Source organism: Chryseobacterium sp. G0201, assembly GCF_003815655.1.
In the GTDB taxonomy this organism is placed as follows: domain Bacteria; phylum Bacteroidota; class Bacteroidia; order Flavobacteriales; family Weeksellaceae; genus Chryseobacterium.
This window is the reverse complement of sequence record NZ_CP033917.1, coordinates 4,254,381-4,277,454: the sequence shown is the minus strand read 5'-3', so window position 1 is coordinate 4,277,454 and position 23,074 is coordinate 4,254,381. Positions and strand designations below refer to the sequence as shown.

21 protein-coding genes are annotated in these 23,074 nt (G+C 32.6%); 13 read left to right on the top strand and 8 right to left on the bottom strand.

The window, feature by feature from the left end; all coding sequences use genetic code 11:
- Positions 1-13: 13 nt before the first annotated feature.
- The 7 genes from EG348_RS19160 (at position 14) to EG348_RS19130 (ending at position 9,316) form a co-directional block, all read left to right on the top strand.
- The gene (locus EG348_RS19160) at positions 14-1,366 is read left to right on the top strand and encodes a hypothetical protein (protein ID WP_123984553.1); all 1,353 of its coding nucleotides are present in this window, start codon (positions 14-16) and stop codon (positions 1,364-1,366) included.
- 12 nt (positions 1,367-1,378) lie between these two features.
- Positions 1,379-1,906, top strand: a complete 528-nt coding sequence (locus EG348_RS19155) for a DUF1697 domain-containing protein (protein ID WP_123984552.1) — start codon at positions 1,379-1,381, stop codon at positions 1,904-1,906.
- A 213-nt stretch (positions 1,907-2,119) separates the two neighbouring features.
- Positions 2,120-2,929 (top strand): 3-deoxy-8-phosphooctulonate synthase, encoded by an 810-nt coding sequence (gene kdsA / locus EG348_RS19150; RefSeq protein WP_066758312.1) that lies wholly within the window; start codon positions 2,120-2,122, stop codon positions 2,927-2,929.
- Positions 2,930-3,078: 149 nt separating this feature from the next.
- Positions 3,079-5,280 (top strand): TonB-dependent receptor plug domain-containing protein, encoded by a 2,202-nt coding sequence (locus EG348_RS19145; protein ID WP_123984551.1) that lies wholly within the window; start codon positions 3,079-3,081, stop codon positions 5,278-5,280.
- A 195-nt stretch (positions 5,281-5,475) separates the two neighbouring features.
- Positions 5,476-5,853, top strand: a complete 378-nt coding sequence (locus tag EG348_RS19140) for an HYC_CC_PP family protein (protein WP_123984550.1) — start codon at positions 5,476-5,478, stop codon at positions 5,851-5,853.
- 112 nt (positions 5,854-5,965) lie between these two features.
- Positions 5,966-6,439 (top strand): DUF3347 domain-containing protein, encoded by a 474-nt coding sequence (locus EG348_RS19135; RefSeq protein ID WP_123984549.1) that lies wholly within the window; start codon positions 5,966-5,968, stop codon positions 6,437-6,439.
- Positions 6,440-6,529: 90 nt separating this feature from the next.
- Positions 6,530-9,316 carry a multicopper oxidase domain-containing protein gene (locus EG348_RS19130; protein ID WP_228414786.1) on the top strand — a complete coding sequence of 929 codons (2,787 nt, stop codon included), beginning with the start codon at positions 6,530-6,532 and terminating at the stop codon, positions 9,314-9,316.
- Between the two features lie 69 nt (positions 9,317-9,385).
- On the opposite strand, the gene EG348_RS19125 is transcribed toward EG348_RS19130, so the two are convergent.
- From EG348_RS19125 to EG348_RS19110, 4 genes are all read right to left on the bottom strand, one after another.
- A complete protein-coding gene (locus EG348_RS19125; protein WP_123984548.1) occupies positions 9,386-10,504 on the bottom strand; it encodes an FAD-dependent monooxygenase in 1,119 nt (372 codons plus the stop codon).
- Positions 10,504-11,094, bottom strand: coding sequence for a hypothetical protein (locus tag EG348_RS19120; RefSeq protein ID WP_123984547.1), 591 nt, complete (start codon positions 11,092-11,094; stop codon positions 10,504-10,506). The genes EG348_RS19125 and EG348_RS19120 overlap by 1 nt, the downstream gene beginning before the upstream one ends.
- Before the next feature lie 199 nt (positions 11,095-11,293).
- Positions 11,294-12,160, bottom strand: a complete 867-nt coding sequence (locus EG348_RS19115; protein ID WP_027385416.1) for an RNA polymerase sigma factor RpoD/SigA — start codon at positions 12,158-12,160, stop codon at positions 11,294-11,296.
- 590 nt (positions 12,161-12,750) lie between these two features.
- Positions 12,751-13,542: a S1/P1 nuclease gene (locus EG348_RS19110; RefSeq protein ID WP_123984546.1), complete on the bottom strand. Its 792-nt coding sequence runs from the start codon at positions 13,540-13,542 to the stop codon at positions 12,751-12,753.
- Positions 13,543-13,937: 395 nt separating this feature from the next.
- Here EG348_RS19110 and EG348_RS19105 point away from each other — a divergent pair, with 395 nt between their 5' ends.
- From EG348_RS19105 to EG348_RS19090, 4 genes are all read left to right on the top strand, one after another.
- The gene (locus EG348_RS19105; RefSeq protein WP_123984545.1) at positions 13,938-14,879 is read left to right on the top strand and encodes a type VI secretion system baseplate subunit TssG; all 942 of its coding nucleotides are present in this window, start codon (positions 13,938-13,940) and stop codon (positions 14,877-14,879) included.
- A 120-nt stretch (positions 14,880-14,999) separates the two neighbouring features.
- Entirely contained in the window at positions 15,000-15,836 is an 837-nt protein-coding gene (locus EG348_RS19100; protein ID WP_262696690.1) for a TssN family type VI secretion system protein, read from the top strand.
- A gap of 24 nt (positions 15,837-15,860) precedes the next feature.
- Positions 15,861-17,000: a hypothetical protein gene (locus tag EG348_RS19095; RefSeq protein WP_123984543.1), complete on the top strand. Its 1,140-nt coding sequence runs from the start codon at positions 15,861-15,863 to the stop codon at positions 16,998-17,000.
- Positions 17,001-17,159: 159 nt separating this feature from the next.
- Positions 17,160-18,338 carry an aminotransferase class V-fold PLP-dependent enzyme gene (locus tag EG348_RS19090; protein ID WP_123984542.1) on the top strand — a complete coding sequence of 393 codons (1,179 nt, stop codon included), beginning with the start codon at positions 17,160-17,162 and terminating at the stop codon, positions 18,336-18,338.
- Positions 18,339-18,412: 74 nt separating this feature from the next.
- Here EG348_RS19090 and EG348_RS19085 read toward each other — a convergent pair whose 3' ends face one another.
- Positions 18,413-19,066, bottom strand: a complete 654-nt coding sequence (locus EG348_RS19085; protein ID WP_123984541.1) for a metal-dependent transcriptional regulator — start codon at positions 19,064-19,066, stop codon at positions 18,413-18,415.
- Between the two features lie 85 nt (positions 19,067-19,151).
- Between EG348_RS19085 and EG348_RS19080 the strand changes: the two genes are divergently transcribed.
- Positions 19,152-20,183 carry a threonine aldolase family protein gene (locus tag EG348_RS19080; RefSeq protein WP_123984540.1) on the top strand — a complete coding sequence of 344 codons (1,032 nt, stop codon included), beginning with the start codon at positions 19,152-19,154 and terminating at the stop codon, positions 20,181-20,183.
- A 36-nt stretch (positions 20,184-20,219) separates the two neighbouring features.
- On the opposite strand, the gene EG348_RS19075 is transcribed toward EG348_RS19080, so the two are convergent.
- Both EG348_RS19075 and EG348_RS19070 read right to left on the bottom strand, forming a co-directional pair.
- Positions 20,220-20,540, bottom strand: a complete 321-nt coding sequence (locus EG348_RS19075; RefSeq protein WP_123984539.1) for a hypothetical protein — start codon at positions 20,538-20,540, stop codon at positions 20,220-20,222.
- Between the two features lie 98 nt (positions 20,541-20,638).
- Positions 20,639-21,136, bottom strand: a complete 498-nt coding sequence (locus EG348_RS19070) for a hypothetical protein (RefSeq protein ID WP_123984538.1) — start codon at positions 21,134-21,136, stop codon at positions 20,639-20,641.
- 261 nt (positions 21,137-21,397) lie between these two features.
- Between EG348_RS19070 and EG348_RS19065 the strand changes: the two genes are divergently transcribed.
- Entirely contained in the window at positions 21,398-22,357 is a 960-nt protein-coding gene (locus EG348_RS19065; protein WP_123984537.1) for a hypothetical protein, read from the top strand.
- A gap of 122 nt (positions 22,358-22,479) precedes the next feature.
- Here the strand turns inward: EG348_RS19065 and EG348_RS19060 are convergent, their stop codons facing one another.
- Positions 22,480-23,040: a DUF4256 domain-containing protein gene (locus tag EG348_RS19060; protein ID WP_123984536.1), complete on the bottom strand. Its 561-nt coding sequence runs from the start codon at positions 23,038-23,040 to the stop codon at positions 22,480-22,482.
- Between the last annotated feature and the right edge of the window lie 34 nt (positions 23,041-23,074).

Genomic DNA, 23,074 nt, shown 5'->3' with positions numbered 1-23,074 from the left:
AATTTTTGAAAAAATGATGAATATTTTAAAAAAAACAAATTTTCCCTTTACTGTTTTTTTAATAGCAATCGTTACATGGATATTTTTAGCTGTAGCGGTATTTTTAATAAATAAATATGTGGTATTTACCGGAAACAACCTTTTATTTCCGTTTTCGGTAATCTATCCATCCTCATTTCTAATAATAGGCAGTTTATTCTGCCTATTATTTTTAGGCACAGGGCTGTTGGCTTACCAATATCACCAGAAGCTCAATTTCTTCGTGATATATGTCATCTGTGCATTATTGATCGTACTTGGAAATATGGGGCAGGGAAATGTAGATATTGCATTTTTGCAGCCTTTCTACCTTAAAGGAAGACAGTATTACGCTGATGCCATCAATATTACGGATTGGAGATTATGGATATTGAATTTCAATCATAATTTAGAGTCTTTTCAGATGCATACACGCACGCATCCGCCTTATACGACCTTGATTCATTATGCTTTTCTTGAGCTGTTTAATGGAAGTATATTCGGATTAAGTCTTTCGTTTCTGGTAATCTCACTTTTCAGTTTTCCGTTGATGAATTTATTAATGAAAAACTTTAGATTTGATAAAACGAAGAGAAAACTTTTATTAATATTATTTGCAATAATTCCATCTGTAAATATCTATCTTTTAGTTTCTATTGATGCTTTAGTCCTTACATCAACCTTATTATTTTTATGTGGAATTTCTACTATTTTCATTAAAAATAAAATAAGCTTTTTAGGAATTTTAATGAGCATATCAGGATTGATTCTTACCAATATGCTAACATTTTCAGGACTTTTCCTATTTGCATTTCTGGGACTTTTAGCTTTGGTGACGTTATATAAAAAACAATATTCTGTTTTTTTAAGTTCTATAATTTGTTTTGTTTTAACGGTGGCTTTCTTCTACGGAAGCTATGAACTTACAGGAAGCAATCATTGGGAGACTTTTAGAGAAGCCAGTCATTCTGAGAACCCAAACGGCTTTATGTTATTACATTCGCCGATAGTTTATTTCTTTACAAGACTGGAGGATATTGGAGAAATATTAATTTTCCTTTCGTTTGCTTATATGGCGCTATTTTTTAGCTTTAAAAATGAAAATTTAGGATTATTTTCAGATAAACAGGTAAATATTTTTTCATTTGCAGGACTAACAGCTTTAGGAGTGATGTTCCTTACAGGCGCCTATGGAACGGGAGAAACTGCGAGGGCCTGTTTGTATATTGTACCGTTTTTTCTGTTATTTTTGAAAGAATTAAACAACAACCGAACTCTTAAAGTATTATACATTCTCTGTTTATTACAAACTTTTGGAATGCAGTTGATAGGAAATTATTATTGGTAAAAACTTTAAATTATGAAATACTGTGCTTTTCTTCGAGGCGTTAACGTAAAAGGAACCAACATGAAAATGGCGGACGTTTGCCAGGTTTTCAAAGATGCCGGAATGGAGGATATTGTTTCAATTTTAGCTTCAGGAAATATTGTTTTTTCGTCCGATAAAAAAGCGGATGATTTAAAGAAAATCCTTGAAAAAGCAATGTCTGAGCATTTTTCTTACGAAGCATTTTTATTCATAAAATCTCAGGAAGAAATAGAAAATTTCTGGAACGGAAACCCTTTTGAAAAAAATGATGATCTTCATTCTTATACTTTTGTTGGTAACGATGGAATTGAGAATGTTTTGATGAAAGAATTCGAAAGTGCCTCAAAAACTGAAAATGAAGATGCAAAAATTGTGAATCATATTTTCTATTGGCAAATTCCCAAAGGAAACACTTTAGATTCTACTTTTGGTAAAATTTTAGGTAAAAAGAGCCTGAAAGATCAGTTTACAAGCAGAAATATCAATACTTTTGAGAAGATTCTGAAAAAGATGAATTAAAACTATCAATAATAGATGCTTCGACTTCGCTCAGCATGACATTGCTAAAAATTAATCGTAAAATAAAACAGTTAGTATTAGTTATGTCATGCTGAGCGAAGTCGAAGCATCTATGTTTTATAACGTACAGTATATACTTATTTATTACTCCAAAATAATTTCCGATTCTGAAACTTTATAAGTATTTTTACTGAACTTTTAATTTAATATAAAATGATTCAGTATTTAGATAATATCCATCACAAAGATTCCAAAAACTTTTTCCTTATTGCCGGACCTTGTATTATTGAAGGCGAAGACATGGCGTTAAGAATTGCTGAAAAAGTAATTGAATTAACCAATAAATACAACATTCCATACATTTTCAAAGGAAGCTTTAAAAAAGCTAACAGAAGTAGAGTAGACTCTTTTACTACAATTGGAGAAGAAAAGTCTTTGGAGATCCTTAAAAAAGTTGGAGAGACTTTCAATATTCCAACTACTACAGATATCCACGAGAACGAACATGCTGCTTTGGCGGCTCAATATGTTGATGTTCTGCAGATTCCTGCATTTTTGGTGCGTCAGACAGACTTATTAATTGCTGCCGCAAAAACAGGAAAATGTGTTTCTCTGAAAAAAGGACAGTTTCTTTCTCCAGAATCAATGAAATTTGCCGTTCAAAAAATTACAGATTCTGATAATCAGAAAGTTGCTATCATTGAAAGAGGAAATTCTTTTGGATATACAGATCTAATTGTTGACTACAGAGGAATTCCTACCATGAGAGAATATGCACCTGTTATTCTGGATGTTACGCATTCTCTTCAACAACCAAATCAAAGCTCAGGAGTTACAGGAGGAAGACCGGATCTTATCGAAACTGTTGCAAAAGCAGGAATTGCAGTAGGTGCAGACGGAATTTTTATCGAAACTCACCCAACACCGGAAACCGCATTATCAGATGGAGCCAACATGTTAAGACTTGATTTATTAGAAGATTTGTTACAAAAACTGACAAGAGTAAGAGAAGCTATTTTGTAATAAATTTAAACAAAAACAATAAATTGCCTATTAAATAAGCTAAACTTCAGGATTACAATATAAATATCATTTTAATAAATGTTAAATAAAGTTTAAATAAGTTAAAATAAAATTTATATATTCACGTTTGAAATTTTAAAACATTTCTTTTGAAAAAACTAGTTTTACCACTGAGCCTTATGGTTCCCATGTTAGTATTCTCTCAAACAAAAAAGAGAGATACAGCAAGAACAACAGATATTGAGGAAATCGTTTTCCAGAAAAAAGTGACCGGAAAAACGAATGACCTTACTGCTGTAAAAATTTCAGCAAAAGATGCTCAGAATGTGGCGAGTATTTCCGGAGGTATAGAAGGTGTTATTAAAACTTTACCTTCCGTAAACTCCAATACAGAGCTTTCTTCACAATATATGGTTCGTGGTGGAAACTATGATGAAAACCTTATTTATATTAATGATATTGAAATATACAGACCTTTCCTGATCAGAAATTCTCAACAGGAAGGATTGAGTATCATTAATCCGGATATGGTTTCTACCGTGAATTTCTCTGCCGGAGGTTTTGAACCGAAATACGGAGATAAAATGTCTTCTGCATTAAATATCTATTACCGTGAACCTGAAAAGTTTGAACTTTCAGGAGAAGCGAGTTTGATAGGTGGAAGATTAACGGCAGGTTTAGCTTCGAAAAATAAGAAATTAACCGCTTTATTTTCAGGGAGATATAGAAATACTAATTTGGTTCTTAATACTTTAAAAGAGGACACCAATTTTAACCCTAGATATTTTGATTTCCAGACATATCTTAATTATCATATCAGCGAAAAATTTTCACTTTCATTCATAGGATATTATTCTAAGAATGATTACGAAATGATTCCCAAAGAGCAAAGTATAGACTTTGGTTCTTTACAAAGACCTATCAATCTTAGCGTTTTTTATAACGGTAAAGAAGATGATAAGTATAAAAATATGATGGGAACGTTCTCTATGAATTATAAGCCATCAGATAAGTGGAAATTTACATTGGATGCTTTTTCTTATCAGAACAGAGAAAGAGAATATTATACGATTTCATCAAGTTATATTTTACAGACTTTTGATCCTATTACAGGAGATCCAACGACTTCATATGATGCTGGCGGACAGATTGAACATGCAAGAAATGATTTATTTGTAAGAACATACGGAGCTCAGTTCAGATCCCGTTTTTCACCTAATCCGAATACGGATATTGAAGTTGGATTTAAGTATGAAAAAGAAAACCTAAAAGATCTTACCAACGAATGGAAATTGGTAGATTCTGCTGGTTACAGCCTTCCGCATGAAGCTTTCGTTGATCCTAGAAATCCGGGAGATTTGAAATTGATGTACAATATTTCAGGTAACAATCATATTGAGCCGACGAGAATGTCTGCTTATGCACAATATTCTCAGAAATTTTATTGGGGTTCTAGTAAGGTTTTTGTAAATGCAGGAGCAAGAGTTTCAAACTGGAGTTTTAATAATGAAACTATTTTCTCCCCAAGAGCTCAGTTTGCCATCAAACCTGATTGGGACAGTGATATGTTGTTCAAACTTTCGGGAGGTATTTATTATCAGTCGCCTTTCTATAAGGAAATCAAAGACTTAGATGGTAATTTTAATAGTAATATAAAATCTCAACGTTCAATTCAGGCTATTTTATCTAATGATTATGAATTTACGATGTATAACAGACCGTTCAAATTGACGACCGAATTATACTATAAGAAAATGAATAATCTGATTCCTTATTATATGGATAATGTAAGGATTCGTTATTCAGGTCAGAATAATGCGACAGGATATGCTTATGGAATTGACACAAGATTATTCGGGGAATTTGTTCCGGGAGTAGATTCTTGGTTATCTGCAAGTTATGCCAGAGTTTATGAAAATATTGAAGGAAAAGGAGATATTCCTAGACCAACGGACCAAAGGTTCAGATTTGCGATGTTCTATCAGGATTATATGCCAGAATTCCCTTCTATGCGCGTGAATCTAACGTTAACCTACGCTATGGGATTACCAACAGGCGCACCGGTTCTTACGGATCCATATACATACCAAAGAACGTTGCCTTCTTATAAAAGAGTAGATATCGGACTTTCTAAAGTATTTATCGACAGAAAAGACAACAAGAAAACATACGGATTCTGGGGTAATTTTGAAGAATTAACCTTGGGAGTTCAGGTTTTCAATGCATTTAATATCAGAAATACCGTTGCCAATCAATGGATCACAGATGCAAATACTAATTTAATGTATCCGGTTCCGGTTCGTTTGACAGGTCGTTTCTTCAACGTAAAACTTGAATTTAAAATTAAATAATAGGATTTAGATTTAAAAATAAAACACAATCATCTGGGAAAATCATTATGATCTGCGGGAAAAAAAATCTATAACAAAATAAATTAAAAATCTCCTGAATAATTGCAGGAGATTTTTTGTTTCCAGAATTTTATAACAACATCACATAATTTTATAACAGTCATTCAATACTTATTTCTACCTTTGCTAAAGCATATGAAAAAGATTCTTGCCATACTGTTTTCTATATTCTACTTCGGATTTTCCTCTGGGGCAGTTGTTAGTGTACATTATTGCATGATGGAAATGGTTTCTGTAAGCCAAAAAACGGATGATCTATGCAGTAAATGTGGCATAAAGACCAAAAAAGACTGTTGCAAAACGGAAGTCAAAGTTGTAAAAGTTGATGATTCCCAGAAATCAGATCTTTTGAAAATTGATTTTTTAAAACAGATTTCAGAGATTCCAACTCATCAGTTTTTCTTTGTAGATAAGTCTTTTTCGGCTACAAAATTTACACAGATTCAAATCAATGCACCGCCTGAAAATAATTTGGTTCCCATCTTTATAAATCATTGTAATTTCAGAATTTAGAATTCGTCAGTCGTTTGATATTCATGTCATTACGAACGACATGACATGTCGCAATAGGCGATATAGGCGATATTAAATTATTCTTTATTAATTAATTCTAAATTTTAAAACAATGAAAAAATATATCATTACAGCAGTATTCTCTTTATTTTCAATTATTTCTATTTCAGCACAGTCAAAATCTGATGCTCAGGTATCTAAATTATATCAAAATTATATTTCGATAAAAGCCGCGTTGGCTTCTGATGATGCCGATAAAACATCAAAAGCAGCTTCTGAATTCATTAAAACAGCTTCTGCGATCGATTATAAAGTAGTTTCTGAAGGGAATTTAAATGCCCTTAGAAAAGATGCAACAGCGATTTCTGATGCCAGAAGTATTGTAGCGCAAAGAGAGACATTTTCTAATCTTTCAGACAACATGATTGCCTTAACGAAAGAATTTAAACTTTCAGATAAACCGGTCTTCGTTCAGTATTGCCCAATGGCAGACGCAAGCTGGTTGAGCAACGAAAAACAAATCGTAAATCCTTACTACGGAAGTTCTATGCTTTCTTGCGGAAGTGTAAAGTCAGAAATAAAATAAGTATTGTAATTGTCTTTAAATTAATGAGTTGTGTAGTTTAAGTTATAAGTAACTTTAAGCTATGCAACTTGAAAAATAATTCGAAATATTATGAAAAAGCTAATACTATTTCTGATATTTTTGTTTTCTGTTTTCAATTTCGCACAAACAACAAAAACGTATTATACCTGTCCGATGCACCCGGAAGTCGTTTCTTCAAAACCCGGAGACTGTCCGAAATGCAAAATGACATTAGTAAAAAAAACGGTTGTTATAAAACCTGCTGTTACTCCAAAACCGGTAGCGAAACCTATTGTAAAACAAGAAACAAAAGTTGTAGAAACAAAGAAAAAACTGCCTATATCTAAAATTAAGGCAAAAGTTGAGTCTAAAGCAATAGTAAAACCAAAAATAAAAGAGGTTCAAAAATCAGATAAAAAGGAAATAAAAATCTTATCTAAACCTTTATCTCAGAAGTCTCAGAATCAAGTAATGTACGTTTGTCCAATGCATCCTGAAGTGACTTCAAATAAACTTGGAACATGTCCAAAATGCGGAATGGATCTGGTTGAAAAAGAAAGTAAAGAAGTTAAAGTAACTGAAAATCATCAGAATGAAAATTCAATTTTTAAAAGAAATTCCGAAAATGGAAAAGTAAGTTTCGGAGGAAAAACAGTTCGTTACGATCTTTATGTGAAAGATACGATTGTAAATTTTACAGGAAAAAAACGTAGAGCGATTGCGGTAAACGGCAAGCTACAAGCCCCAACTTTATATTTTACAGAAGGAGACACAGCAGAAATTTATCTTCATAATATGCTCAAAGAAAACACTGGTTTTCACTGGCATGGAGTGATTCTGCCTAACGAGCATGATGGTGTTCCGTATCTTACGACAAAGCCCGTACAACCTGGTGAAACACATTTATATAAATTTAAAATTTCACAAAACGGGACGTATTGGTATCATTCCCATGAAGGTTTGCAGGAGCAGATTGGAATGAATGGAATTTTAGTTTTCAATAAAAGAGAAGGCGAACCAAAAGTTCAGTATACTAAAGAAATCCCTGTATTATTGGGAGATTGGAGTGATGAAGATCCGATGCAGATCGCAAGAAGACTTCACATGGCAAATACAGATTGGTATGCGATCAAGAAAAATGCAGTTCAGAGTTATTGGGAAGCCATAAAATCCGGAAATTTCGGAACAAAAGCCCTGAATGAATGGAAAAGAATGGAGGCAATGGATGTGAGTGATGTATATTATGATAAATTCCTCATCAACGGACAGCCAAGTTCAGAATATTCAAATTTAAAAGCCGGTGATAAAGTAAGACTGAGAGTGGCTAATGGAGGTTCTTCAACCTATTTCTGGCTGAATTTCGGAGGCGGAAAGTTTAAAGTTGTCGGAAATGATGGAAACGATGTCGTTCCTGTGGAAGTCGATCGTCTGATTGTCGGTGTTTCTGAAACGTATGACATTGAAGTGACGATTCCTGAGAATAAGAGTTTTGAATTTCGCGCAACTTCAGAAGATAGAATTGGTCATGCTTCACTTTGGCTAGGTTCCGGGGAAAAAATAGAAGCTCCAAATTTACCAAGACTAATGCTTTTTGAAGGGATGAAAATGATGAACGGAATGATGGAAATGAGCGGAAATATGAAGCCTATGAACATGACCATGGGAAATCAGATGATGGATATGAATGAAGTGATGTATCCCGAACTTTCTGAAAGTCAACGAAAAATGACGGCTAAGCATATGAATGAAATGATGGGGATCAAAGAGAAAGGATCTAAGAAAGAAGAAGATCATTCCCAACATTCAGGAATGGATATGAAAGAAGAAAAACAGATTAAAAGGTTATCTTACAATATTTTAAAATCTCCTGAAAAGACGATTCTTCCAACCGAAAATGTAAAAGAAATGAAGTTTACATTGGAAGGAAATATGAATCATTATCTCTGGACTTTAGACAATAAAACCGTTACAGAAACAGATAAAATCTTGGTTAAAAAAGGTGAAATTTTAAGAATTACACTGTATAATAACTCAATGATGCGCCACCCGATGCACTTGCATGGCCATGATTTTAGACTAATCAACTCAAAAGGTGAATATTCGCCGTTGAAAAATGTGGTTGATATTATGCCGATGGAAACAGATGTTATCGAATTTGCTGCGAATCAGGATGGTGACTGGTTTTTTCACTGTCATATTTTGTACCACATGATGGCAGGAATGGGAAGAATTTTCAGTTATGAAGATTCAAAACCGAATCCTCAGCTTCCAAACAGAAAATTGGCATGGAAAGACTTTATGAAAGACAATAGAATGGTGAGTTCTATGGCGATGCTGGATATTGCAAGCAATAAAATTCATGCAGAAACGATGACGATGTTCGGACCAAGATGGGCTAATTTAAATGAATTTCACACCAATTGGAATATGGATCATTTTGACGGAAATTTTAAAGTCGGAAGATTTTTAGGAAAATTTCAGTGGGCATTACCTTATGCAGGTTTCAGAATTCAAAAAAATCATGAGATCATGGAAAGGCGGATGGCAGAAGAAATGGGAATGGATTTTCATGGTAAAAGAACGTGGTTTGGACAAAACAAAGCTTCAAAAAATAAAGCAACCTTTATTGTTGGTGCTCAATATCTTTTACCCATGTTAGTTACCGCTGACGCCAGTGTAGATCAAAATGGAACGGTTTTATTAGAACTCAGCAGGGAAGATATACCGATTTCCAGAAGAATTAGAGGAAATTTCAGCCTTAATTCGGATGGTGAATTTACGACAGGATTGAGATATATTGTACAAAAATGGTTCTCGATCTCCGGAAATTACGATAATGAAATGGGCTGGGGAGCCGGACTTACTTTAACTTATTAATAAATTATTTATAATTAACTACTAATCCTTCGAGGTTTCAAAACCTTGAAGGATTTTTTTAATAAAAAATCACATTTCCAATTGAATAATTTTCTCAACCAATTTCTGATTGGTACTTTCTGGAATTAATCTCATCAAGAAATTTCGTATAGAATTTCCACTTTCCCATTGTGAGATCTGCCCGATTTTCCAGCTTGTATTCACTACATAATCAACCTTTTTTCTTCTGATTTTTTGAAATTCATTGAAAACAGTATTAAAATCTTTATTTTGTTCTAATAATTTTCCTACAATATATGAATCCTCAATGGCCTGACAAGCGCCTTGTCCCATATTCGGAGTTGTTGCATGAGCTGCATCACCAATTAAACAAAGGTTTTCAGAATACCATTTTGGAATAGGAGACAGGTCTATAATATCATTGAGAATAATATTTTTTGTCGGAGTAGATTCTAAAATTTGTAAAACTAAAGGATCAAAATCGTGAAAATTTTCAGCTAAACTATTATAACGTCTATGTTTCTTTTCGTTGATCAAAGCGTACCAATATACTTTTTTATCAGAAATTTTTACAAAGCCAAAACGTTTGCCTTTTCCCCATATTTCAAAAGCTTCGTGATAAAATATTTCTGGAAGTTCAAAATTAACGAGTCCGCGCCAGCATTTTTGTCCTGCATTTCGGATGGTTCCAGTTTCGAAAATTTGATTTCTGATTTTAGAATGAATTCCGTCTGCTCCGAAAATAATTTTACTTTCTATGGTATTTTCATTTTCGAAATTTAGAATATAATTTTCTTTTTTCTCGATTTGGGCTAAAGAATGACCAAGTTTAATATGTTCGAAACCAATGTTTTCAGCTAATATTTTTTGTAGTTCAGCCCTGTGAATAGCAACGTTGCAGGAATTATATTTCTTTTCTAATTCAGAAATATTGGTTTTTGTGATGGGTTTCAGTTTTTCATCCGTAATCGAAATTCCGTGAATTTTATTTCCTGCCTTTTCAATTTTTTCCTTTAATCCTAATTTATCGAAGACCTGCATCGCATTGACAGCCATCATAATTCCCGCTCCGACAGGTTGTATTTCCGGGGCAGATTCATAGATGGTGAAATCTAAATTGTGTTGTTTTAAAACATTTCCAAGCGTCAAACCGCCAATTCCGGCTCCGATTATTGAGATTGAATTCATTATTTTAAGTTTTTCAATTCGTTCAATAACTGATTTTGTTTATTGATGAAATTATTCAAACTATCTGTTTTCAAAGGATGAGCGTTTTGATATTTTTCGATTTCGGGAAGTGTTTTTTTGATTTTGAAAGCGTTATAAAAGCTGTAAAGTTTATAATAATTGATATCAACCTGATGTTTAATTTCTTCTAATTTTTTTACTTTTATCTCATATTTTTCTGAACTGTTCTTTACAAGATTAATAATTTCTTTTCTTAAAGTAGAGTCTTTAATTCCTTTTGCTTGATATTCTGCATCAAAATAATATTCTTCTGATTTACTAAGAATATCATTATATAAATCTTTTATCTTGCGACTATCCTCCTGTAATGAGAAAAATCTTTTATCTAAATTTTTAAGGCTTTCATTATTTTTAATTTTTTCATAATAAACTGCATCCAACATGGTTTGAGTATTTTTTAATCTTTTTATTGGAATACTTGAAGTTGTATTTTCTGCAGCATTTTCTACAAGATCATCATTTTCAGACTTAACTTTAGAACAAGAAATTAATGATAAAGCTAAGATAGAGGAGAAAAGTATTTTTTTCATAGTTTGTTTTTAAGTTTTTATTTTCAAAGTTTGTCATTCCAGAGGAATCTAGAGCTAGTTTTTAAATATAATTATTGAGATTCCTCAGGAATGAAATTATTCTTAAAGTTTTTCAATTAGTTGAAGATACCTACAAAATTGTTACAAAAAAACGGAGCTTGAAAAATCAAACTCCGCCTAATAAATTGTTGCGCTAAAATTATTTACCTAAATAAGATTTCAGGATCTTGCTTCTGGTATTATGCTTTAGTCTCTTAATTGCTTTTTCTTTGATCTGACGGACTCTCTCTCTTGTAAGATCGAAAGTTTCACCAATTTCCTCTAAAGTCATTGGATGTTTTCCGTTTAATCCGAAGTATAATCTTACTAAGTCAGCCTCTCTTGGAGTCAAAGTATTTAATGCTCTTTCAATTTCAATTTGAAGAGATTCAAGCATTAGATCTTTATCTGGACTTGGAGATTCTCCTGAACGTAATACATCATAAAGATTAGAATCTTCACCTTCAACTAGAGGTGCATCCATAGACAAGTGTCTTCCGGAGTTTTTCATAGATTCTTTAATATCTTCCTCGCTCATATCAAGAACTTCAGCCAATTCTTCCGGAGAAGGAGGTCTTTCGTTTTCTTGTTCTAAGTGAGCATATGCTTTGTTGATCTTGTTGATGGAACCAATTTTATTCAACGGCAATCTTACAATTCTTGACTGTTCTGCCAAAGCCTGTAAAATCGACTGACGAATCCACCAAACCGCATAAGAGATAAATTTGAAACCTCTAGTTTCATCATACCTTTTTGCCGCTTTCATCAATCCTAAGTTACCTTCATTAATTAAATCAGGTAAAGAAAGACCTTGATTTTGGTATTGTTTAGATACGGAAACTACGAAACGAAGGTTGGCCTTGATTAATTTCTCCAGTGCAGCTCTGTCGCCCGCACGTATTCTTTGTGCCAAATCTACTTCTTCGTCCGCAGTAATCAGTTCCACTTTACCAATTTCCTGCAAATACTTGTCTAATGAAGCAGTTTCCCTGTTGGTTACCTGCTTAGTGATTTTTAATTGTCTCATTTATTTTTCCTCAAAATAGAGTTACTATATATTATACGTTTGAAAAGGTAAAAAGGTTACACATGTTTCAATTATTTTTTATTTAATTAATTTGAAATTAGAAAATTAGTTGTAATTTGTAACTTTCATGTCACAGAATAGCGATTTTACTATTTCATCACTTCTGTAAAATTTTCAAAACATCATATCAAGAAGTAAAATTTTTTTAATTAAATCTATTAAAACTTTTATTTAGAGCTTTATCCCGCTTTCCACTATATCTTTTTGGTAACGGGCTCCGCTTCGCTCCGCCCGCAACCAAAAAGGATGCCGTTCCAATCGGGGCTAGGGTTGCAGTCGTTTGATAAAACATTAGGAAATATCCGTAAAGTTTGTCATGCTGGAAGCATCTCAACATAGTATTAGAGAATATTCTGGAAAGATTCGAGTCTTGATGCTTCCAGCATGACAAACTTTGTGGTAAGTCTTATGCAGCAAATCTTTAAGGCTAAAAAATTAGCTTATTGTTTAAAAACAAAAAAAGCGAAACCTAAGTTCCGCTCATATAATTTTAAATTGACAATCAACTAAAGACCATCAACGATCAACAATTAAAACAAATCATTCAACCATTTTGAAAGTCTCAAACCTCCGTAAAGAAGCTGTCTTTCCATGGTATCGTTGAATTTATACTGATAATCGTAAGACAATTTTGAATCGTTTGGAGTCTGTGCATAAATCTTATTTGCAATTTTGTGAGAATCATACAACCAGTCTTCCAACGTTCCTGTCTGAATTTGTTTTACTTCATCATCAGTTTTTATATCCAATAATCTTGCATATTCTGTATAGCTGTATTTCTGAGAATCTACTAATTTTCCATCCCAAACTGAGTGTAAATTTGTCTTTTCTCCAAAATAAGTTACATTAATCTTATTTCCACCTAAATCTTCAGATCTTCCTGTGTGCATAGGCTGAGCAAGATCTCCCATAATATGGATTAAGAAGATCAAAGCTATTTTTCTGTCTTTTTCAGAAGTTTTTTCGTCTTTTATCTGAGCAGACAATGTGTTCACCTGAGTATACAGGCTCGGACCAGCCTGAGCTTTCAGATTTTGCTCAAATGCTTTGAAATCTGCCTGTGGATCAATGTTTACATAATGCCAAGCTGAAGCCTGCTTCCAAGCTCCTGTAGTGTCAGATTTGATGAAATCCGGCCAGTTTGCCCAATATGCAAGACGCTCTCTCCCCATTATTTTTTTAATCTCTCTTCTTGCTTTCCCGGAAAGGTGGTTCTCAGCGATCTCTGCAATAATTCTGTGCCCCGTCAATCCCCACGCATAAGAATACAATGAAGATGTGATGAATGTTAACATCAGAATTTTAGAATAAATACTTTTCATTTTATATAACATTTTTCAGATCGCAAAGATACGGCTCGCTTTTCGAAATAGAATTAAATATCATGAATTTCTTATCATTAATGATGTTAATAAAATTTAATCTAAATAGAAGATTTAATTTAAATCATTCTTACTTTTTACTAAAGATTTAAAAAGTAAAGCATGCAAAACTAACTATTGTTAACAATTTAGATAAATTATAATGTGAAAATTTTGAATATTAAGATCTTACAAATTTCAAACTTATATTTTTACCGTATTTTCACGGAAATTGTAGTATATTATTCTTTTAAATGTTAATAAATTAGTATTTTTAGAAGAAATTTATTGAGAAAATGCTTTTTCAATAATTAGAGATATATTACCTTTACAAGCCAATAATCACAGGAAACACTATGTATGAGAATAATATTGTAGATATGTATTACAATAAGCTGCAGACAGATTTCAAGGCTGAAGCTGTTGCAGTGAATCTGTTGAAATACCACAGAGCGGTAAGCAATATCTTTATTGAACGGATCGGGATCAATGACAGGGCTTATTTAAAGGATATTAAAAATATTTCAAGCAATTATCTAGGTTTTGATGAAGAAGTTTTTACGATAGAGACATACAGAGAAGGAATTTACGATTACCTTCCTGAAGGCCTTTTTCATCCGCCTTCATTAGGTGCTACGAGAAAAAATGTTGAAAGCGTTGTTAAGGAAATTCGTAAGCAGAAAATAGTAGAAGATGATGCCAGAAAATTTTTCCGCCCGTTTGAACTTGAAGTTTTCTTTACGGAGATCAGCGCTTTGCTTAAAGAATTTGATTTTGATCTTACCAGCGACACCGATACCTTGCTCGAAACAGTGAGCGAACTTTGGCCATTGGTGAAAATGCTCGACAAGCAGAATGCTTATATTTTCATCTATATTTTACCGTTTTTTCATCAGATCAGAGGTGATAAAAAGTGGTTTGAAAGATGCATGACCGCATTTCTACAAGTGCCTGTAGAAGTAACTTTTGCACCAAATGTGATTGATGGAATAGGGGAAAATGATGATTCTATGTTATTGGGAAATTCAAAATTGGGAGTTACCTACATTCCGAGCGGGAAGCATATGGACGGACAGCGAAATTGGGTAGTCAATATTGGCCCGATTCCGTATTCGGATATGAAAAAATATATTCATGGAAACCCGTTCAGAAAAGTGCTTCAGGCTTTATACGATTATTTTCTTCCGGTAAGTGTAGATGTGGAAGAAAATTTTATCACAGAAAAGAAAGAATATTCATTTATGCTTGAGGATGATGGCAGAAATGCAAACCGCCTCGGATACTCTACCTTTCTGTAAAATATTTTATTATATTTACAATCACCAACAAAATATAAATTCGAAAAGAAACAAATGGAAATTTCTTCAGTTAAAGGGATCTTTTTTAGGTATATTTTAATGCCATTAATAGCAATTATCATGATGATTATCCTCGGGGTGATCAGACGAAACAAACCTGCTATAAAAATTAAAGTTATCATCATATACGTTCTGCTTTGCAGTCTGTGTCTTGCTTTGCCTGGTTTTTTCGGGTTTGCAGGGAATTTGTTTAACCCGTACTGGTATCTTATTGCACAGATCATTTACCTTATTTTTGGGATTATTCACGTTAATTTATTAGATAAGTATTTCAAAAAACATATTGAATCTGTGTCGATGAGTATCTTGTTTGAATCAATACTTTCATTGACGTGTATTGCTTTCGGCGGATATCTTTTTTACCTAATTTTCAATTGGATGAGCAAAGGAACGGGTTACGCCATTATGTCGGCAACGAGTATGCTGATCTTTTTGGTTCCGATGGTATTTTACTATTGCTATATTCAGTTTATCAGTATTCCGTTTGATATTTATAAAACCTGGAGATATTCACCGGATCAGAGACTTCCGGACTTTGAAGGCGCGGATTTTGATAGATTAATGGTATTGAATGTTGAGTTAAGTAAAAACCTTGAAGACGCCAACAGATTTAGAATTAAAGCTAAAACTTTACCGACAGGAGTAACTTTCGGAGACTGGTTTTACAGGGTAGTGGATGATTACAATCACAAAAATCCGGGATCTATCATTCATTTGTCAGACATTGAAAAAGAACCGTATTATTGGATCTTTTATACAAAAAAATCGTTTTTCAGCTTCAGAAGGTATATTGATTTTGATATGGATATTTCTGCAAACGGCATTTCAGAAAATGAAGTGGTGATCTGCAAAAGGGTTATCCAGCATGAAGAAGAAGGAATTACGAGAAAACCATAATCACAAATTTTAAAAGTATTAACTATGATACAGCCTATAAAACATTTTGCAATCAATTGGGTAGATGGGATGAAAGTTTCCCAAAGACATCTGAATGATCAGGATAATTTTCTAATAGATACCATCAGAGATTCAAATTCTTTGGCGATAACAACATATAATTACGGACTTTTACCAATCCCGAACGAGTTTACCGACAAAACTATATTTGATGTTCACAATACAGCAACAAATGATGTTCAGTTAGTGATAAAACATTGTAGCGCAGTGACTTTGGCTGGTTATAGAGTTGAATTGAATGACAGGAGAGTAAGCGTAAAATCGTTAGCCAAATCAATGAATGAAGAACAGGCTGATGGAGAATATTATATCCTAATTTCCGTTAATCCGTTTGATAAAGTTCCGTTTGGAGATATCGATCCTGAAGAAATTCCGCCTCGTCATCCCAATGCACAGCCGAATCATCATATCGAATTGCTTCCCGTAACTTCTTTGAACAGCAGCTACTCAGGAGGGAATTATCTAATTGTCGGAAAGGTTGATCTAAAGGGGAATATCGCACAGGTAGATTCTAATTTTATTCCGCCTTGTACGTCTATTCAAAGTCATCCGGCATTGTTGGATTATTACAATAGCTACGCAAAATCTATTGGAAATTTGCAACAATACGCCTTTAAGATTGTTCAAAAAGCGTCTCATAAAAACCAAAATACTGCTTTAGCTCAGAACGTTAAGTTCTTGTGTACGACAATGGTAAATACTTTTGGAAATATGTATTTCCAATTCAGAAACATCATTCCTTGGCAGCCGCCTGTATTTTTAATTGAATCTTTTGCAAAACTGGCGCTTCATTTATACAATTCCACTCAGGTTTTGATTCCTGCAGAATTGGAAGAAATGTTGAATTACAGCTTAGAATGGAGTGAAATTGCTCCTCATACATTATTAAACCAGTTATCGATTGTTGCGGAAACGAATTACGATCATCATAATTGTGGAGAACCGCTTCTTTATATTCAGCAGATGTTGAGAAGTTTAGAAACAATTTTCTCTAAATTAAGCGAACTGGATTACATCGGTCAGAGAAAAGAAAATATCATTGTTAATGAACAGGAAGTTTCTTCAAACAACAATCCAAAAAGAGGTTGGAGTGTTTTAGATTAATTTTATAATCACTTTTATAAAAATATTTAATCCCGAACGTAATAATTCGGGATTTTTTGTATAAAATTGTTTGATTAAATTCTTACAGGTCTTCAGCAAATATATACGCAATAATCTGTGTAAATCGTTAAAATCTGTGGGAGAAAAAAAATAAAAAAAATGAATTTAGACCAAATAAGACAAGACACAAAAGGTTTATCTGATAATAAAATATTTCTAAACAATGCCGGGTCATCATTAATGCCAAAGGTAGTTGTTGATTCTATGGTTGATTATTTTCATCAGGAAGAACAATTTGGAGGATATGAAGTCGCTAACCGAAATACCACTTTATTGGAAGAGTTTTATGAAGAAAGCGCAAAACTGATCAATTGTCAATCTTCAAATATTGCTTTTGCGACCAGTGCGACAGATGCTTATGCAAAGGCTTTAGCGAGCATTGTTTTCAAAGAAGGAGATGTGATCATTACCACTGTAGATGATTATATTTCAAATCAAATCACTTTTATCTCGCTTCAGAAAAAATTGAACATAAAAGTAATAAGAACAAAAAATCTTTCAGATAATGAATTGGATTTGGAGGATTTAGAAAATTTAATAAAACAACACAATCCAAAATTAGTTGCGGTTACACATATCCCAACAAATTCAGGATTGATTCAAAATGTTGAGGGTGTTGGAAAAATTTGCCGTCAATATGATGTTTTGTATTTGGTTGATGCTTGTCAATCTGTCGGACAAATGGTTGTTGATGTTGAGAAAATCGACTGTGATTTCCTGACTGCCACAGGAAGAAAATTCATGCGTGGACCAAGAGGAACAGGTTTTCTATATGTTTCAGAAAGAGTTCTAAAGCAAAATTACGCTCCTTTATTGTTAGATATGCGAGGTGCAAACTGGACGGAATACGATGATTATGAATTATTTAAAACCGCAAAAAGATTCGAGCACTGGGAAATTTCTTATGGTACGTTGCTAGGTTTTATGGAAGCTGTAAAGTATGCAAATAATATTGGCTTAGATAATATTGAAAATTATAACAAAAATTTATCTGGAAAACTGAGAGACAACCTTAAAAATAGCGGTTTCAAGGTTTGGGATTGGGGAAATAAACTGAGCAGTATCATCACATTTTGTGGTTCTGATGGCGATCTTGAAAATATTCAGAAAGTTTTAAAAGAAAATAATATATTTTTCTCTGTAACCTACAAAAATTCAGCTTTGATTGATTTTACCAATAAAAATGTGAATGGAATTGTGAGATTATCACCACATTATTTCAATACAATGGAAGAAATTGAAACGGTTTCCAAAATTTTAAAGAACAGTTTGAAATAATTTATTGTTGATTTCGAGAACCTCAATCAACAATTATAAAAAGCTGGTGGTTTAGGCTCTCGAAATCACCAGTTTTATTTCTTAACCAATATTTTTTCAGTCGCCTTTTTACTTAAAACTTCATGTTTTCCTTCAACTTCAACCGTTACAGATCTGTCAAAACTTTCAATTTTAATAATTTTTATTTTGGTATTCAGAAGTAGTTTTCTTTCAGTTAAATAATTCAGAAAAGCGTCATCAGAAAGCGTTACGGAAGCAAAAACTACTGTTTCCCCAACATTGCATCCACTTAATTTCTGTAAATCCTGAGCAATAATATTTCCGTCTTTATCAGGAATTGGCTCTCCATGCGGATCAAACTTTGGATGATCTAATATTTCATCCATTTTGTCAAAGAAAATAGTAGAGTGCACGTGCTCAAGCTGTTCTGCGATTTCGTGTACATTCTCCCAGCCAAAATTCATTTTTTTTACCAAAAACATTTCGGTAAGTCTGTGCTTACGTACGACTAAAGCGGCTTCCCGTCTTCCTTTTTCTGTGACTCTCAGAGGTTTGTAAGTTTCGTAAATTACCCAACTTTTGTCGGCAAACTTCTTCATCATGTTATTGACACTCGGCATTTTTACATTTAAAAATTTGCTGAGCTCGTTAATCGTAACCTTTCCTTCATTGTCAACTAAATGAAACAAAGCTTTCAGATAATTTTCTTCTGTTAATGTTGTTTTCAAAATGTTAGATGATTTTCAATACAAATCTAACAAAATATTATTAAAATTCTGCTCTTGTTATTTTAACTTTTTTTAATTTTACTGTATGAAATTTTCATTTAAAAACGACTATTCAGAGGGATGCCACCCGAATATCTTGCAGGCACTTTTACAAAGTAATCTCGATCAGCAGGCTGGCTATGGCGAAGACAAATATTCTTTACAGGCTAAAGAATTAATTAAAGAAAAAATTAAAAATCCAAATTCGGATATCTATTTTGTTTCCGGAGGAACACAGGCTAATTTAATTGTAATTTCTTCTATTTTAAGACCTTATCAATGTGCGATATCGGCTTCTACAGGGCATATTTTAAATAATGAAACCGGAGCCATCGAAGCTACAGGACATAAAATTTTGAATATTGAAACGGAAGATGGAAAATTAAGACCGTCGGATATTATTCCTGTTTTGGAAAATCACCAAAATGTTCCGCATCAGGTAATGCCAAAATTGGTTTATATATCGAATTCTACGGAGTTGGGAACGATTTATAATGCAAAAGAATTAGAAGAGTTATCCGTTTTTTGTAAGCAAAACGGGCTATATTTATTTATGGATGGAGCGAGGCTTGGGCATGGATTAACATCTGAGATTAGTGATCTGACTTTAGAAAAAGTAGCGGAATTAACCGATATTTTTTATTTAGGCGGAACCAAAAACGGAGCGTTGATAGGAGAGGCGATTGTGATTAATAATCAAGAACTTAAACAAGATTTTGGTTTTAATATCAAACAAAAAGGAGCTTTATTGGCAAAAGGAAGATTATTGGGAATTCAGTTTTTGGAACTGATGAAAAATGATCTGTATTTTGATCTCGCAAAACATGCCAATCAGCAAGCGATGAAGATCAAAAATGCCATGAAGGAAAAAGGAATTCAGTTTCTTTCAGATACATATACCAATCAGATTTTTCCAATTTTGAGTAATGATCTGATTCAGGTTTTATCTGAGAAATTTGAATTTTATGTGTGGAAGAAAATCGATGAAGACAATTCTGCAATCCGATTGATAACTTCTTGGAATACAGACGATGAACCTGTAAACAATTTTATTGAAATTATTAATAACGAATTATAATAACTAAAAAAACAGCCTGATCAGGCTGTTTTTATTTTAATCTTCAACAAGTATTTTCTTAATACCTTCAATAACTTCATTTTCAAGTTTTTTGATTTTTTCCTTTTTCATGTACATATAAATACCTATCGGAAAACAAAAAATTAGATATAGCAACGCTGAATCTGAAGCTGTTTCAGTAATTACTTTACCGGTTTCTGGTTTAGCATTTATTTTTACATTTCCTGTTAAAGTAAATCCGCTGGTTCTTACCTGTAGTGCTCCAAAACTTGTTTGAATTTTATATTGTGGAAACGTTTTCTTCAGTCCATTAATCAATTCATCTTTCGAAAACGGTTTAAAACTTAAACTTTGCATAGTGTTTGTTATTAATAATTTTTGTTAGTATGAGTGTGAGCCCGTACTATAGCAAATACCATGCAATATATTTCAATAAATTGGGAATAATTTATATTTTATTTTAATGCTTTCTCAACCACCTTACAATCTGCTAGTTTATAGCCTTTTCCTTCATATTTTATTTTACTCTCATTAGCATATTTTGTTCCTGTTTGAGAATCTCTTTCACCGATACCTTCTATTATAGCATCTTTTTTCTGTAGAAAATAAATGTCGTTTGTATTTCCTGTTTTGCCCTCTGCAGCAAATTCGTACGTTAACTTCAACGTATCACCAGATTTTATTCCGGATAAAGTTCCTTTAGAATTATCTTTTTCAAAGAATTTATTATACATTTTTCCTGTAACGGTTCCTAAGTTGTCGTCAATTGTTACAAAAACGGTATCTTTTCCAGTTACTTCCATATAACAGAAAGATTTAGGACCAAGTGTATCAACTACAGTTTCAGTCATTGCTGTGGAATCAGTTTCAGCTTTTTGAATCTGAGTTTCCTTTTTTTTATTACAGTTCATTAAAAAAATTGATAACGAACTTAATAGAATTAATTTTTTCATATGCTTTTTATTATGTTAAATCAAATTTCGTGCTGCTAAAATAACAATACTATTTTTAATAAAAGTAAATGTAAATTAAAAATAATTTTTAGTTTTAAATATATTTATGAATTTAATTTCCGAATAAATAGTAAAATTATGTATGATTTTCCTAATCGCTGAGAATCGCTTAAAAAATTACATTCCGAATATTTTCCTGTACATCGTAAAAATAAATTAAGGCATGATTAATGATTCTTACTTAACAACAAATTTTTAGTTATGAAAAGTTTACTTAAAATTATTTTTATTATTTTGTTTACTATTGGACTCAATCAATTAAAAGCCGAAGTTCCACAAAACTATATTTATACTTCCTCGGGAGATCTTCAGAAAATTGAAAAAATGATCACTCGAAAAGATATTGGAGGAGTTCAAATCGTTTATAGTTGGAAATCATTAGAAACAGCGAAAGATGTTTATGACTTTTCCAGAATTGAAAAAGATCTGGAATATTTAACCAAGTTGAATAGAAAATTATTCATTCAGCTTCAAGATCGATTTTTTGAACCTGAAGCAAAATATGTTCCTGACTATATTTTAAAAGAAAAAGAATATACCGGAGGTTTGGTTCCACAATTTGACAATCCCGGAGAAAATAAACCGGTCGGAAATGGTTGGGTTACACAACAATGGAATCCGGCAGTTCAGCAAAGATTTCAAAAACTGATAGGAGAGTTGGCTAAAAAATTTGACGGAAAAATTCAAGGAATTAATTTGCCTGAAACAGCGATCGATATTGATATGAAGCGAGATAAAACAGGTTTCAGCTGTGATAAATATTTTCAGGCTGAATTGGATAATTTGAAATTTGCTAGAAATGCATTCAAGAAATCTTACGTTTTACAATATGTGAATTTTTTTCCTTGTGAGTGGGAAAATGATCATAAATATATGTCCAGATTATTTGAATTTGCAAAAGAAAATAATATAGGCTTGGGCGGACCGGATATTGTCCCGAATAAAAATGCGCAAATGAAAAATTCATATCCATTTTTTAATAAATATAAAGGAAATTTATCTTTGGTAGCGATGGCAGTACAGGAGCCAACTTTGACGTATAAAAATCCAAAAACGAAAAAGCCGTTCACAAAAGAAGAGTTTGTAGAGTATGCAGAAAATTATTTGGGAGTTAACATAATATTTTGGAGCGTAGAGTCTCCTTGGTTGAAAAATTCTTAATATATTTTAAACCATTAAGATATTTTAAGGGGTTAAGTTTAATTAAGATTTATACTATTAATGATTATAAAACTTAATATTCTTAATTACTTGATTGAATCTTAATGGTTTAATTATTTTTATTAAACTTTTAGAAAACCACGAAAACCTCTTGCAGCATAATAAGAATCGGCACCATTGTGATACATAAAAACTGTATTATAGCGGCGATCACAGAAAATAGCACCGCCAAGTTCGCGAATTTCTACAGGAGTTTTCACCCAACTTGAAGTTTTGAGATCAAATTTTCCGAGTTGCTGAAGTTGGCGATATTGTTCTTCGGACAATAATTCAATTCCCATTTCGGAAGCTTTATCAATCACATTATTTTCAGGTTTATTGGCTTTTCTAGCATTCCAAGCCGGATAATCATAGCAGAAACTTCGTCGTTTTGGGCTTTCTGGCGAGCAATCAAAGAAAATATATTCGTCATTTTTTTTGTCATAATCAACAACATCAGGTTCACCTTCAGTTTCTTCCATTTCATTTAAAGACCAAAGTTTCTCAGGATTTTCTTCCAGTTTTGACTGAATTTTATTCCAATCAAGATCTTTATGACGATTCATATTTTTTTCAAAACGGGATTTTAATATTTTAAGTAGAGCTTCTGCCTGTTCAGGGGATAATTTTTTATTATTTTTCATATTGATATTATTTGTGTTAAAAATTCTAGGTTAA

Excerpts from the sequence above, each read along its gene's own strand:
- EG348_RS19160 (WP_123984553.1), top strand. The coding sequence starts at position 14 with ATGATGAATATTTTAAAAAAAACAAATTTTCCCTTTACTGTTTTTTTA.
- EG348_RS19120 (WP_123984547.1), bottom strand. The coding sequence starts at position 11,094 with ATGAAAAAAATACTTTTCTCCTCTATCTTAGCTTTATCATTAATTTCT.
- EG348_RS19080 (WP_123984540.1), top strand. The coding sequence starts at position 19,152 with ATGAAATTTTCATTTAAAAACGACTATTCAGAGGGATGCCACCCGAAT.
- EG348_RS19130 (WP_228414786.1), top strand. The coding sequence starts at position 6,530 with ATGAAAAAGCTAATACTATTTCTGATATTTTTGTTTTCTGTTTTCAAT.
- kdsA (WP_066758312.1), top strand. The coding sequence starts at position 2,120 with ATGATTCAGTATTTAGATAATATCCATCACAAAGATTCCAAAAACTTT.
- EG348_RS19135 (WP_123984549.1), top strand. The coding sequence starts at position 5,966 with ATGAAAAAATATATCATTACAGCAGTATTCTCTTTATTTTCAATTATT.
- EG348_RS19100 (WP_262696690.1), top strand. The coding sequence starts at position 15,000 with ATGATGATTATCCTCGGGGTGATCAGACGAAACAAACCTGCTATAAAA.
- EG348_RS19060 (WP_123984536.1), bottom strand. The coding sequence starts at position 23,040 with ATGAAAAATAATAAAAAATTATCCCCTGAACAGGCAGAAGCTCTACTT.
- EG348_RS19115 (WP_027385416.1), bottom strand. The coding sequence starts at position 12,160 with ATGAGACAATTAAAAATCACTAAGCAGGTAACCAACAGGGAAACTGCT.
- EG348_RS19105 (WP_123984545.1), top strand. The coding sequence starts at position 13,938 with ATGTATGAGAATAATATTGTAGATATGTATTACAATAAGCTGCAGACA.
- EG348_RS19155 (WP_123984552.1), top strand. The coding sequence starts at position 1,379 with ATGAAATACTGTGCTTTTCTTCGAGGCGTTAACGTAAAAGGAACCAAC.
- EG348_RS19125 (WP_123984548.1), bottom strand. The coding sequence starts at position 10,504 with ATGAATTCAATCTCAATAATCGGAGCCGGAATTGGCGGTTTGACGCTT.
- EG348_RS19090 (WP_123984542.1), top strand. The coding sequence starts at position 17,160 with ATGAATTTAGACCAAATAAGACAAGACACAAAAGGTTTATCTGATAAT.
- EG348_RS19065 (WP_123984537.1), top strand. The coding sequence starts at position 21,398 with ATGAAAAGTTTACTTAAAATTATTTTTATTATTTTGTTTACTATTGGA.
- EG348_RS19140 (WP_123984550.1), top strand. The coding sequence starts at position 5,476 with ATGAAAAAGATTCTTGCCATACTGTTTTCTATATTCTACTTCGGATTT.
- EG348_RS19110 (WP_123984546.1), bottom strand. The coding sequence starts at position 13,542 with ATGAAAAGTATTTATTCTAAAATTCTGATGTTAACATTCATCACATCT.
- EG348_RS19075 (WP_123984539.1), bottom strand. The coding sequence starts at position 20,540 with ATGCAAAGTTTAAGTTTTAAACCGTTTTCGAAAGATGAATTGATTAAT.
- EG348_RS19095 (WP_123984543.1), top strand. The coding sequence starts at position 15,861 with ATGATACAGCCTATAAAACATTTTGCAATCAATTGGGTAGATGGGATG.
- EG348_RS19070 (WP_123984538.1), bottom strand. The coding sequence starts at position 21,136 with ATGAAAAAATTAATTCTATTAAGTTCGTTATCAATTTTTTTAATGAAC.